Origin of the sequence: Nonomuraea rhizosphaerae (genome assembly GCF_019396405.1) — a bacterium.
In the GTDB taxonomy this organism is placed as follows: domain Bacteria; phylum Actinomycetota; class Actinomycetes; order Streptosporangiales; family Streptosporangiaceae; genus Nonomuraea; species Nonomuraea rhizosphaerae.
In genome coordinates, this window is sequence record NZ_JAHKRL010000341.1 from 1 (window position 1) to 12,926 (window position 12,926).

General features: G+C 70.1%; 10 protein-coding genes. 7 read left to right on the top strand and 3 right to left on the bottom strand.

Annotated elements, in window-relative coordinates; all coding sequences use genetic code 11:
* Positions 1 to 85: 85 nt before the first annotated feature.
* On the bottom strand, positions 86 to 1,057 hold the full coding sequence (locus tag KME77_RS17090) for an SIS domain-containing protein (protein WP_219468365.1): 972 nt from the start codon (positions 1,055 to 1,057) through the stop codon (positions 86 to 88).
* On the bottom strand, positions 1,054 to 2,028 hold the full coding sequence (locus tag KME77_RS17095) for a hypothetical protein (protein ID WP_219468368.1): 975 nt from the start codon (positions 2,026 to 2,028) through the stop codon (positions 1,054 to 1,056). Before KME77_RS17095 ends, KME77_RS17090 begins: the two co-directional genes overlap by 4 nt.
* Positions 2,029 to 2,324: 296 nt before the next feature.
* Here KME77_RS17095 and KME77_RS17100 point away from each other — a divergent pair, with 296 nt between their 5' ends.
* From KME77_RS17100 to KME77_RS30330, 4 genes are read left to right on the top strand one after another with little or no spacing between them, the layout of a single operon-like run.
* A complete protein-coding gene (locus tag KME77_RS17100; RefSeq protein WP_219468370.1) occupies positions 2,325 to 3,452 on the top strand; it encodes a polyamine ABC transporter substrate-binding protein in 1,128 nt (375 codons plus the stop codon).
* Between the two features lie 59 nt (positions 3,453 to 3,511).
* A complete protein-coding gene (locus KME77_RS17105; protein WP_308250733.1) occupies positions 3,512 to 4,315 on the top strand; it encodes an ABC transporter permease in 804 nt (267 codons plus the stop codon).
* Positions 4,308 to 5,087, top strand: coding sequence for an ABC transporter permease (locus KME77_RS17110; RefSeq protein ID WP_219468372.1), 780 nt, complete (start codon positions 4,308 to 4,310; stop codon positions 5,085 to 5,087). Before KME77_RS17105 ends, KME77_RS17110 begins: the two co-directional genes overlap by 8 nt.
* On the top strand, positions 5,074 to 6,135 hold the full coding sequence (locus tag KME77_RS30330; RefSeq protein WP_219468376.1) for an ABC transporter ATP-binding protein: 1,062 nt from the start codon (positions 5,074 to 5,076) through the stop codon (positions 6,133 to 6,135). Before KME77_RS17110 ends, KME77_RS30330 begins: the two co-directional genes overlap by 14 nt.
* Here the strand turns inward: KME77_RS30330 and KME77_RS17120 are convergent.
* Complete coding sequence (locus KME77_RS17120; RefSeq protein ID WP_308250734.1) at positions 6,129 to 6,770, bottom strand: TetR/AcrR family transcriptional regulator; 642 nt, start codon at positions 6,768 to 6,770, stop codon at positions 6,129 to 6,131. The two genes, KME77_RS30330 and KME77_RS17120, sit on opposite strands and share 7 nt — an antisense overlap.
* A 107-nt stretch (positions 6,771 to 6,877) precedes the next feature.
* On the opposite strand from KME77_RS17120, the gene KME77_RS17125 reads away from it, so the two are divergent.
* From KME77_RS17125 to KME77_RS17135, 3 genes are all read left to right on the top strand, one after another.
* Positions 6,878 to 8,161 carry a glycosyltransferase gene (locus KME77_RS17125; RefSeq protein WP_219468378.1) on the top strand — a complete coding sequence of 428 codons (1,284 nt, stop codon included), beginning with the start codon at positions 6,878 to 6,880 and terminating at the stop codon, positions 8,159 to 8,161.
* Positions 8,154 to 9,551 carry an aminobutyraldehyde dehydrogenase gene (locus KME77_RS17130; RefSeq protein ID WP_219468381.1) on the top strand — a complete coding sequence of 466 codons (1,398 nt, stop codon included), beginning with the start codon at positions 8,154 to 8,156 and terminating at the stop codon, positions 9,549 to 9,551. The genes KME77_RS17125 and KME77_RS17130 overlap by 8 nt, the downstream gene beginning before the upstream one ends.
* Before the next feature lie 250 nt (positions 9,552 to 9,801).
* A partial coding sequence (locus KME77_RS17135; protein ID WP_219468384.1) for a sensor histidine kinase occupies positions 9,802 to 12,926 on the top strand: 3,125 nt, incomplete at its 3' end.

Below are 12,926 nucleotides of genomic sequence, written 5' to 3' on the forward strand. Positions count from 1 at the left end.
TGACGCGTACAGGACGCGTCAGCGCGTACGGGATCCGCTGACGCGTACGGGACCCGTCAGCCCGTACGGGAGTCCCGCCCGCTCGTCACGACCCCGCCCACCAGCGGCCGGCGACCAGCTCGGCGACCAGCGTCTCGGTGAGCAGCGCGACGTCCGGGTCGTCGTCGTGCGCGTAGCGGACGGCGGCCGTGGCGTCCTTGACCTCCCCGCCCACCGTCACGACGGTGGAGCCGCGCTGCCGCACCCAGTCCATCGCCTGGTCCTCGTACCGTGAGCCCGGGAACAGCAGGGCGCGGTAGTCGAGCGTCTTGGTCAGGTACACGTCCACGTGCGACCAGTCGCCCGTCTCGCAGGCGTCGGCGGGGCGGCGCGGGCCCTCGCGGAACATCAGCGCCGACTGCTCGGCCGACGACAGCCGCTCGGCGGGCGCGATCGTGTAGACGCCGTGCGGGCCGTCGAGCAGCTCCAGCACCATGGGCAGCCAGGCGTCCCGGCGGCCGAGGAGGTCGGCCGACGCGTCGGCGGCACGCCGGACGAGGCCGGCCACGTCACGTCCCGCGCCGGTGAGGCGGGACTCCAGCGCCAGCAGGAGGGCCAGCGTGTGCTGGAAGGTACGGCACGACACCCCGCCGCGCTCCTCGCCCGCGAGCATCGGCACCACCAGGTCGGCGCCCCGGGTGACGGGGGAGTCGGGAGCGTTGGTGAGCGCGGCCACGAACGACGGCCCGCCCGCGTGGCGGCCCGGGTGCCGGGACGCCGCGTCGAGCGTCTCGCGGCTGCCTCCCGTCGCCGAGATGGGCACCACCAGCGTGTGCGCGTCCGCGGGGAAGGAGGTCGCGGCGGAGGCGTGGTCGGCGTAGGCGTCGATCCCGGCGGCGCGCAGCCGCAGCGCGGCCACCCCCGCCGCGTACCGGGAGCTGCCCATGCCCAGGAACAGCACGCGCCTGACGTCCTGCGGCAGGCCGTCCCACGGGTCGGCGGCCTCCAGGGCGCCGGCCAGCGTGGCCAGGGCGGCGGGCTTGGCCTCCAGGTCAGCCAGGTACAGCTCGGGGTTCACGGGGTCTCCTCCGGATAGCGGGTGCGCAGCACGCCCATCGGGGCGTAGCGCCAGCGGGGCAGGTGGCGGGCGGCGTAGAGCAGTTCCCTGCACTCCTGCTCGATCTCGAACGGCCGCAGCAGCGACTCGTCCAGCAGGTCGGGCCGGCCGCCCTCGGCCAGGCGGTCGCGGTAGGCGGCCAGCAAGAGCCGGCGGGTCTCGGCCGCCCAGCGCAGCGCATCGCCGGGAGGGGTGCCGCGGCGCTTGACCGCGACCTGGGCGACGTGCTCCAGGCTCGTGGCGAGCTGGGCGACGTCCCTGGCGGCCGGCTGGTACGGGTCGGCGTCCGCGACGGTCGGGTTGCCGTCGAAGTCGATCACGGCGTACCCGTCGCGCCACCGCAGGATCTGCCCGATGTGCAGATCACCGTGGACCCGGATCAACGGGGAGCCGGTCCGCCCGGCCAGCGGCGCCAGCTCGGCGCGCAGCACCGGCTCGTGCTCGGCCAGCCACGCGCCGTCCTGGCCGCCGGTCAGGGCCAGCGCCTCGTCCAGCGCGCGATCCGCGCGGCCACGCAGAGTATCGATAACACTTCTTTTACAACTGCCCGTAACAGATGCGTCAGATGTGACGATTGAAGATGATAGGAACGTGGACAGGGCGAGATGAAGCTCGCCCGCCAGCCGCCCCAGGGGCACGGCGAAGCCGGTGCGCCCGGACGCGGCCTCGTCCACACCCCACTCCCAGCCGTCAGTGGCTTCAGGAAGGTAGCCCGTCACCAGTGCGAGCAGCGTCTCACCACCGTCCTGCGCACGCGTCAGCGCCGCATACGGTGGAGCCGTGCACGCGAACCCGGCGGCGACCAGATGGGCCCACATCTCGGGCGTGGGGTGCGGCATCGCCGCCGGAGGGGTCAGCCATTTGACCACCACCCGCTCATCGACCACGACCGAATGGTTGGTCTGGTCCACCGCGAACTCCCGCTCGGTCACCCCGGTGTCCTGATCGGCTCGATCGTGAGAGAGGCTTGGCAGCGGAGAGAAACGGCGGACGGTGAAAGGCGGCGGCGCCTCACCTCCAAGGGCCGCCACTAGTGCGGCTGACAACCCACGGTCTCGGCCCGTAAAGGGCTTCTCACTCAGCGAGAGCAACCGCTCCCAAATTGAATTCGCGTTCAACAGTCAGACCAAACATCCAGGTAACAGTGTGCGCAAAAGTCTTGCCCATGTTGATTTCTGCTGCAACACTCCTCACCTGCAAACGGAACTTGAGAAATGGAGTTGCGGCCGTGTCCCGTACTCGGTTCACCCGTCGTCTGCCGGCCCTCGTAGCGGTGGCCGGCCTCGCGCTGGCCGTCTCGGCGTGTGGTGGTGAGTCGCCGAACAGTTCTGCTTCGGCACCGGCGGCGACTGCCGATCAGCTCAACCCCAACGCCGACCTGACCAAGCAGTCCGTCGACGTGACCGTCTGGCCCGGCTACACCCCCAAGGAGCTGCCGGAGAGGGTCAAGGCGAAGCTCAAGTTCCCGCTCAAGATCTCGCTGCACGACACGAACGAGATCGCCATGACCAAGCTCACCGCCAGCGGTGACAGCAAGATCGACGTGGCGTTCGTGTCCGGCCAGTACGCGCAGGCGCTCAACGAGCAGGGGCTGCTGGAGCCGATCCACCCCGAGCTGATCCCGAACCTGGCCAACCTCTACCCCGAGGCCACCCAGCTGGGCTACGACAAGGGCAACAAGTACTCGGTGCCCTACACCTGGGGCACGACCGGCATCTGCTACCGCAAGGACCTGGTCAAGGCGGTCCCGACGAGCTGGAACGATCTCCTCTCCCCGCCGGCCTGGGCGGACAAGAAGGTCACGATGATGACCACCGAGCGCTGGCTGGCCCTGCCGGCGATCAAGGCGCTCGGCTACTCGGTCAACACCGACAAGGACGAGGAGATCGCCAAGGTCAAGGAGAAGCTGCTGGCGCAGAAGCCGCACCTGCTGACCTATGACGACGTGACGTTCGGCGACCGGCTCAAGAGCGGCGAGGCCGTCATGGTCGAGGCGTGGGACGGCTGGTGCCCCACCACGGACGAGAAGCAGAACATCGGCTTCGCGGTGCCGAAGGAGGGCAGCGACCTCTGGACGGACACCATGGTGATCATGAAGTCCTCCAAGAACAAGGAGGCGGCGCACGCCTTCATCAACTACGTCCTCGACCCTGAGATCCACCGCTGGGCCGCCGAGAACATCAACTACAAGGTGCCCAACAAGGCGGCCATGGACCAGGTGAAGATCGCCGAGGGCTCGCTGCTGGGCATCAAGCCCGCCACGCTGCTCGACGGTGAGGCGATCATCGACCTGGGCCAGGGATCGCTGAAGTACACCCGGCTCGCCGAAGAGATCAAGGCGAAGTCAGGCGCGTGAGGTCAGAGGCTGAGCCCCGGCCGGTGTCCCCTTCGAGGGGGCGCCGGCTGGGTGCGTTTGTGTTCTTGTCGCCAGGGCTGACGTACCTGGTGGTGCTGCTGCTGGTGCCGCTCGGGCTGGTGCTGAGCTACACGCTCTTCCAGCGCGGCCGGTTCGGCGGTGTGGTCCACGAGTTCACCGGCGAGAACTTCGAGCGCCTGTTCGACCCCCTCTACCTGGACGTCGTGCTCGGCTCGCTGCGGATCGCCGGGATCACCACGCTGATCGCGCTGGCGCTCGGCTACCCGACGGCCTACCTGATCGCCCGCCTTCCCCGTAAGTGGAAGACGTTCGCGCTGGTGGCCATCGTGCTGCCGTTCTGGACGAACTTCATCATCCGCGTCTACGCCTGGATCATCCTGCTCAACGGGCCGGGGCTGCTGAACTCGGGGCTGAAGGCGATCGGGCTGGGGCCGTACGAGCTGCTGTACAACGAGAGCGCCATCGTGCTCGGGCTGCTGTACTCGTACCTGCCGCTCATGGTGCTGCCGCTCTACGCGGCGATCGAGCGGCTGGACCCGCAGCTGCGCGAGGCGTCGGCGAACCTGGGCGCGTCGGGGTTCACCACGTTCCGCAAGGTCACGCTGCCGCTGACGGTGCCGGGGGTGCTGACCGGGTGCCTGTTCGTGTTCGTGCCCAGCTTCGGCAACTTCGTCATCCCCGAGATGCTCGGCGGCGGCAAGTCGGTCATGGTGGGCAACTTGATCCGCAGCCAGTTCCTCCAGGCGCGTGACTGGCCGTTCGGCGCCACGCTGGCGCTGGCCCTGATCGCGGTCCTGGTGGTGCTGCTGATCGCGCAGTCGTGGGCGGCCCGCCGTGCGTAGCTCACGATGGCTGCACGTCCCGCTCTGGGTCACCTACGCCTTCCTGTACGTGCCGATCATCGTGCTCGTGGTGATGTCGTTCAACTCGGGCAGGTCGGCCTACTCCTACGAGGGCTTCAGCTTCAAGTGGTACGCCGAGCTGGCCGAGGACGAGCTGGTCAGGGACGGCCTGATCAACACGCTCATCGTGGCCACGAGCTCCACCGTCCTGGCCACCGTGCTGGGCACGATGCTGGCCGTCGGCCTGGCCAGGTACACCCGCTCCAAGACGCTCGACGCGATCGCGCTGATGCCCGCCGTGCTGCCGGACCTGGTGCTGGCCATCGGGCTGCTGGTCTTCTACGGGGTCATCCAGCTCACCCTCGGCCTGTACTCGGTGGTGCTGGCGCACGCGCTGTTCTCCATGGCCTTCGTCGCCGCGGTGGTGCGCACCCGGCTGGTCAACGCCGACACCTCGCTGGAGGAGGCGTCGCGCGACCTGGGCGCCGGGCCCGTGGCCACGTTCATGAGGATCACGCTGCCGCAGCTGGCGCCGGGCATCCTCGCGGGCGCGCTGCTGGCGTTCACGCTGTCGCTGGACGAGTTCGTCATCGCCTTCTTCACCATCGGCAACAGCGACCAGACGCTGCCGATCGTGATCTATTCGATGATCCGTTTCGGGGTGACCCCGAAGATCAACGCGCTGGCCGCGATCCTGCTCCTGGTGAGCTTCACCGCCGTGATCGCGGGCCAGAGGATGACCAAGATCGGGGAAGCTCGTGCTCAAGATTGACCGGGTCTCGCGCAGGTTCGGTGACGTCGTCGCGCTCGACCAGGTGTCGCTGGAGATCCGCCAGGGCGAGTTCTTCGCGCTGCTGGGGCCCTCGGGCTGCGGCAAGACCACGCTGCTGCGCATCCTGGCCGGGTTCGAGACGCCCGACGGCGGCACGGTCACGCTGGACGGCGCCGACCTGCTGAGCAGGCAGCCCAACCGGCGGCCGATCAGCATGATGTTCCAGTCGTACGCGCTGTTCCCGCACATGACGGTCACCAAGAACGTCGCGTACGGGCTGGAGCGCGAGCGGCTGCCCCGCCAGGAGGTCAGGAAGCGCGTCGGCGAGGTGCTGGAGACCGTGGGCCTGTCGGACCTCGGCGGCCGCAAACCCGCCCAGCTGTCCGGCGGCCAGCGCCAGCGCGTCGCGCTGGCCCGCTCGATCGTCAAGCGCCCGCGCCTGCTGCTGCTGGACGAGCCGCTGTCGGCGCTCGACAAGAAGGTCAGGGCCGACATGCAGCTGGAGCTCAAGCGGCTGCAGCACGAGGTCGGCATCACCTTCGTGGTCGTCACGCACGACCAGGAGGAGGCCATGTCGCTCGCCGACCGCATCGCGGTCTTCGACCGGGGCAGCGTGCGCCAGGTGGATGAGCCGGTGGCGCTCTACGAGCGGCCGCGCACCCCGTTCGTGGCCGACTTCGTCGGCGCCAACAACCTCTTCGAGGGCACCGCCGACGGTGTGCTCGGCGGCACGGTGGGCCTGCGGACCGCCGAGTTCGGCGTGCTGCCCGGCACCCCGCTGGGGGAGCTGGCCGGCGGCGCCAAGGCGCTGCTGGGCGTCCGCCCGGAGAAGGTGGAGCTGCGCGAGGACGCGGCCGCCGGCGTGCTCCAGGGCAGCGTGATCGACGTCAGCTTCTACGGCGGCGTCTCCCACATCTCGGTGGACGTGCCCGGCCACGTCAAGCCCGTCCTGGTGGCCGTGCAGGGCGCCGGGTCGGTGCGGCCCGGGGCCAAGGTCGGGCTGCACTGGCGGCGCCAGGACGCGGTCGTCATCCCGGTCGCTCAATGAGCCCCGGACGTTCCATGAGCCCCCGTCGTCCCATGGGAAAGGTCATGGCCCGTCGCGGTGCGGGCGTACGACAGGATCAGCTCGACGGCCTCCTGCGGGCCGATCACCGGGTGCCTGGCGGTGATGCGGTAGCCGTAGGCGTCCTCCAGGGCCACCAGGTTGCGCGAGATCGTCAGCGAGTCGGAGCTGAGGCTGAAGACGCCGAGCGCGTGCCCTGTGTCCAGGATCGCCTGGTACATCGACACCTGGCGGTCGTAGAGCGAGGTGAGCAGCACCCCGTACACCCTGTTGCGGCCCGCGGCCCCGCCCAGCTCGTTGAGCAGCCGGACGTCGGGGTCGAGCGGGCCGGTCGGCAGCCCGGACCTGATCGTCATGACCAGTTTCTCGGCCGGGTCGGTGAGCCGGACGAGCTGGCGCAGCCGCTGCTCGTAGAAGCGCTCCATCCCGGCGTGCTGCGCCTCGATGAGCAGCTCGCTGAGGTCGGGGTAGTGGTAGAGCACGGCGCCGGACGTCAGCCCCGCCTCCACGGCCACGTGCGAGAGCTGGACGCCGTCCACCCCATGGCGGATGATGGCCCGCCTGGCCGCCTCGATCAGGTCGATGCGCCGGTCGGTGCGGCTCTTGCGCTGGGCCACGATCACCACCTCTGTTTGTCTGCCGTTCAGGAAACCGTGACCATAGTGCCTTGAAGTTGACCTTCCCGCTAGATGAGTTTTGAATTCCCCTTCAACTGGAGAGCTTGATGTCCCTCACCATCCTGTTCATGCCGGAAAGCGCGTACGGCCCCACCAACAACAGCATCGGCATCGGCGACATCCTGCGCCGCCGGGGCCACCGCGTCGTCTTCGCGGCCGAGGCGTCGTGGAAGGGCAAGCTGGAGGCGCTCGGCTTCGAGGAGGACCTGGTCGACCTGGCCCCTCCGGCCGAGGGCGACGAGGAGCAGGACGCGGGACAGTTCTGGAAGGACTTCATCCGCGAGACCGCGCCCGAGTACCGCAAGAGCACGCTGGAGCAGCTCGCGACCGTCACCAAGCCCATCTGGGACTCCCTCATCGACGGCGCCAAGTACTGTGAGCCCCAGCTCAAGGCCATCATCGAGCGGGTCCAGCCGGACGTGATCGTCGAGGACAACGTCATCACGTTCCCGGCGCTGCTGACGACGGGCAAGAAGTTCGTCCGGATCGTCTCCTGCAACCCGCTGGAGGTGCGCGGCGACGGCATCGCGCCGGTCTTCTCCGGCCTGCCGGCCGACGACCGCGGCGAGTGGGACGCCTTCCGCGCCGAGTACGAGCGCACCCACCGCGAGATCTGGAACGCCTTCAACGAGTGGTGCGTCGAGCAGGGCACCGAGCCGCTGCCCGACCTGGACTTCATCCACGAGGGCGACCTGAACCTCTACGTGTACCCGGAGATCCTCGACTACACCGACGCCCGCCCGCTCGGCCCCACCTGGCACCGGCTCGACTCCTCGGTGCGTGAGACCGAGGAGGAGTTCACGCTGCCCTTCGAGCGCGGTGAGGGCTCGCTGGTCTACTTCTCGCTCGGCTCGCTCGGCTCCTCCGACGTGGAGCTGATGCAGCGGGTGATCGACGTGCTGGCCACCACCCCGCACCAGTTCATCGTCTCCAAGGGCCCGCTGCACGAGGAGATCAAGCTGGCCGACAACATGTGGGGCGCCGAGTTCGTGCCGCAGACGAAGATCATCCCGCTCTGCGACCTGGTCATCACCCACGGCGGCAACAACACCACCACCGAGGCGCTGCACTTCGGCAAGCCGATGATCCTGCTGCCGCTGTTCTGGGACCAGTACGACAACGCCCAGCGCGTGCACGAGCTGGGCTACGGCGTGCGCCTGTCGACCTACGCCTTCGCCGACGAGGAGCTGACCGGCGCGCTCGACCGCCTGCTCGGCGACCAGGAGCTGCTGGCCAGGCTGGCGGCCGAGGGCGAGCGGATCCGTGAGCGCGACGGGCTGCGCAGGGCCGCCGACCTCATCGAGCAACTGGGCGGCCCCTCCGATGCGTGAGCTGATCAACCCGGCCACCGGGCAGGTCTGCGACCAGGTCCCCGACACGCCGCTCGACGGCGTGGCGGGGGCCGTCCAGGAGGCCCGCAAGGCCTTCGGCGAGTGGTCGCAGGCCACCCCGGCCGAGCGGGCCAGGGTGCTGCTGCGCCTGGCCGACCTGGTCGAGTCGGAGGCCGAGGAGCTGACCCGGCTGGAGGTCGAGGAGACGGGCAAGCCCGCCGCCGTCTTCAGGGACGGCGAGCTGCCGTTCGCGGCGGACAACCTCCGCTTCTTCGCCGGGGCCGCCCGCTCGCTCGACGGCACCGGCGCCGGGGTGTTCAGCCAGGGCTACACCTCGGTCATGCTGCGCCGCCCCGTCGGCGTGGTGGGCTCGATCGCGCCGTGGAACTTCCCGTTCGTGATGGCCGTCTGGAAGCTCGGCCCGGCCGTCGCCGCCGGCAACGGGGTGGTCATCAAGCCCGCCCCGCAGACGCCGCGCACGACGTTGCGGCTGGCCGAGCTGTTCGCCCGCGCGGGCGCGCCGGAGGGGCTGGTCCGGGTCGTCACCGGCGGCGCGGAGGTCGGCGAGGCGCTGGTCACCGACCCGGGCGTGGACATGGTCAGCGTCACCGGCTCGACCGAGACCGGCAGGGCCGTCATGACCGGCGCGGCCAGGACGCTCAAGCGGGTGCACCTGGAGCTGGGCGGCAAGGCGCCCGCGCTGCTCTTCGAGGACGCCGACCTGGAGGAGGCCGCCCGGGGCATCGCCATGGGGGCCACCTACAACACCGGCCAGGACTGCACCGCCGCCACCCGCGTGTACGTCGCCAGGCAGGTGTACGACGACGCGGTCGAGGCGCTCAAGGAGACGCTCGCCGGCATCACGGCGGGTGACCCGTGGGACCCGGCCACCGACATCGGCCCGCTGATCTCGGCGGCGCACCGCGACCGGGTGCACGGCTTCGTCACCGCCTCCGGCGGGCGCGTGGTGCAAGGTGGAGCTCCAGTTGAGGGCCCCGGCTTCTTTTACCTTCCGACACTCGTTAACGAAGTCCGACAGAACAGCGATATCGTCCAGGGTGAGCTTTTCGGCCCCGTCCTCGTCGTCCTGCCGTTCGACAGCGAGGAAGAGGCCGTCACGCTGGCCAACGACACGCGCTACGGCCTGGCTTCCTCCGTGTGGTCGCGAGACGTGGCGAGGGCGATGCGGGTCTCGCACCGCCTCGACGTTGGTGTGACCTGGATCAATGATCACTTGCCGATAGCCAGTGAAGCACCCCATGGCGGTGTCAAGGGGAGCGGTTTTGGCAAGGACATGAGCCAGGAGGCGGTACAGGAGTATTCGGTGACCCGTCACCTGATGGTCAAGCACGCGGCGCCGGTGGAGCGGGACTCCTTCCGGCCCGCGTGAAAGCGCACACGGGCAAATTGCGACCGCTGAGACTCGTTTGGTCGCATGTGATGGGATATGTTCGGTTGGCCGATCTGGTACGGGTTGTGTTCCAATTACCCAGCCCGCACAAATCCCATGCGCCCCAAGCGTGTCAGATTTTCGAGCACGTAACGGCGAGAGGTTGCGAGACTCAGTGAGGACGGAAAACCCCAGGCACACGAGGCCAGGGGAGTACACAGGCGGTCGGTTCCGGCTGGCGAACTGGCGCGTGCGCTCCAGGCTGGTGGCGCTGATCCTCATCCCCACCGTCGTGGGCGTACTCCTCGCCGGCATCCAGCTGGCCAACGCCATCGGCACCAGTGCCGAATACCGCCGGTTGACCCAGGTCGCCGAGCTGGTCCAGCGCGTCAGCGCGCTGTCGCACGAGCTCGGCAAGGAGCGCACGCTCACCGCGTGGTACATCGCCACCAGCCGCGGCAGGGCCCGGCTCGCCGCGATGAACGCCCAGCGCGAGACCACCGACGCCGCCAAGCAGCGCGTGCTGAGCGCCGGCGCGGCCATCGACTCCTCCCACTCCGCCCGTGTGCAGGGCGAGGTCGAGGAGATCCGCCGGTGGCTGATCGGTCTCGACGGCGTGCGCAGGTCGATCGCGAACGAGTCGAGCACGCCGCCGCGAGCCGCCCTCCAGAACTACTCCCGCATGATCGACGTGATGGAGAAGCTCCAGGCCGACCTGGGCGACGGCATCAGCGACGACCGCCTCCAAGGTGAGGTGGCCGCCCTGTCCGCGCTCGACAGGACCAAGGAGGAGGTCAGCCGCCAGCAGGGCATCCTGGTGGTGGCGCTGATCGAGCGCAAGCTCGACTACGACGACCTCTCCGACTTCCTGGGCTCCTGGAACAACCAGCAGGCCGAGCTCGCCGCCTTCGAGCAGGAGGCCACCCCGGCGGACCTCACCGCGTACCGGCAGGGCGTCAAGGGGCTGCAGATCGACCGCGCCGACGCCATGCGCCAGCGCGCGCTGGCACAGCTGCGCGAGTTCCAGACCATCAAGGACCTGGACAAGACCACCCGCCGCGACATCCAGCTCTGGTACGACAGCACCACGGCCGCCACCGTCGCCATGCGCAAGGTCGAGGACACCCTCGCCACCAGGATCGTGGCCACGACCCGTGAGCTGAGCGACGCCGAGCAGCGCGCGGCCATCATCTCCGGCGCGATCATCCTGGTCCTGCTGCTCCTGGTCCTGCTGATCACCACCCGCGTGGCCGGTTCGCTGGTCCGCCCGCTGCGCCGGCTGCGCGCCGAGGCGCTCCAGGTGGCCACCACCCGGCTCCCGGAGACCGTCCGCCTGCTGCGTGAGCAGGGCGAGAACGCCCAGGTGCCCGACGTGCCGTCGATCGGCGTCAACACCCGCGACGAGATCGGGGAAGTGGCCCGGGCCTTCGACGAGGTCCACCGCGAGGCGATCCGGCTGGCCGGTGACGAGGCCAAGCTGCGCGCCAACGTCAACTCGATGTTCGTCAACCTCTCCCGCCGCAGCCAGACGCTGGTCGAACGCCAGCTCCAGCTCATCGAGGGACTGGAGCACGGCGAGGAGGACGAGAACCGGCTCGCGAACCTGTTCCGGCTCGACCACCTGGCCACCCGTATGCGGCGCAACAGCGAGAACCTCCTGGTCCTCGCCGGCCAGGAGGCCGCCCGCAAGTGGAGCGAGCCGGTGCCGCTGGTCGACATCGCCCGCGCCTCGCTGTCCGAGGTCGAGAACTACGAGCGCGTCCAGATCCAGATCCCGTCCGGGATCGAGGTCGCCGGCCCGGCCGTCACCGACGCCGTGCACCTGCTCGCCGAGCTGATCGAGAACGCCATCTCCTTCTCCCCGCGCGAGAGCAAGGTCCAGGTCACCAGCACCCCGGTCGACGGCGGCATCATGGTGTCGATCAGCGACCAGGGCATCGGCATGTCGGCCGACGAGCTGGCCGAGGCCAACTGGCGGCTGGCCAACCCGCCGGTCGTGGACGTGTCGGTCTCCCGGCGCATGGGCCTGTTCGTGGTCGGCCGCCTGGCGCTGCGCCACGGCGTCAAGGTCCAGCTCAGGATGCGGGAGCCGGGCGGGCTGATCGCCGCCGTCATGCTGCCCGACATGCTGCTGGCCGGGCCGCAGGGCGCGGTGCCGCAGCAGCGCGGCGGCCAGTACGAGGCCTTCACCACCTTCGACCCCGGCATGGCGCAGCCCGCCTCGACGAACGGCTCCTACGCCTCGTCCCCGCCCAGCGCCTCTGACAGCCGCACCGACAACGCGCCCCTGGACACCCAGTGGCCGAACTCGCTGCCGGTCCCGGGCGGCAACAGCTGGCCGTCCTTCGGCGACGAGCAGCCGCCCCGCCAGCCCGGCGAGCAGCGCTGGCCCTCCTTCGCCGAGGAGCCGCCCGCGCCCGCCGCGGCCCAGGACCAGCAGCGCTGGCCCTCGTTCGCCGACGACCAGCCGGTCGCCGAGCAGCGCTGGCCCTCCTTCGCCGACAACCAGCCGTTCGCCGACAACCAGCAGCCGTCCTTCGGCGGCCAGCAGTCGTTCGGCGAGCAGCAGCCCTTCGGTGAGCAGCAGCCCTTCGGCGGCGCCCAGCAGCCCTTCGGCGAGCAGCAGCCGTACGCCGGCGGCCAGCAGGCGTTCGGGGGCGGCCAGCCCTACCCCGACAGCCAGCCGTACGCCGACAAGCAGCCCTTCTCCGGCGCCCAGCCGGGCCAGTTCGACGAGCAGCGCTGGCCGTCGTTCTCCACCGAGCCTCCTCCGCCCGCGCAGGACGCTCCCCGCTGGCCCTCCTTCGCGACCGAGCCGCCGCCGCCCGCGCCGGCCCAGGAGGCGCCGCGCTGGTCCTCCTACGCCGAGGAGCCGCCCAGGGCGCCGTTCATCGAGCACCCCAAGGCGACGCCCGTCGGCTCGCAGCGCAGCTTCGTCTCCGACGAGTTCAGCTGGCCGTCGTTCGCCGACTCGCCGATCCCGCCGGTGGAGCCGTTCGACCGGAACGCCGCCTACAACCCGTTCGGCCCTGGCGACTACGCCTCCCAGGACCTGACCGGCCCGCTTCCGGTGGTGCGCAGCTCGCCGCTGGAGGAGCAGAACGACGAGTTCCTGCCGATCTTCTCGTCGGTGGGCTCCGACTGGTTCCGCAGGCCGGCCCCCGAGGAGCTGCCGCGGCACGAGGAGTCCTCGCAGGCGGAGACGCAGATCGGCGGGATCCCCGCCATACCGGCCTCGGGCCCCGTCCCGATGTCGCCCGCCTCCGCGCAGCCGTTCACGCCGCCTCCGGCGAGCCCGGAGCCTGTCGCGTCGCCGGGGTTCGGCTCGCACGGGTACGGCACGCCGGACGCCGAGGTGCCGGAGGTCGTCCAGAC

What these genes read in the sequence shown, in the direction of transcription:
- KME77_RS17125 (WP_219468378.1), top strand. Translation starts at nt 6,878, where the DNA reads ATGTCCCTCACCATCCTGTTCATGCCGGAAAGCGCGTACGGCCCCACC.
- KME77_RS17130 (WP_219468381.1), top strand. Translation starts at nt 8,154, where the DNA reads ATGCGTGAGCTGATCAACCCGGCCACCGGGCAGGTCTGCGACCAGGTC.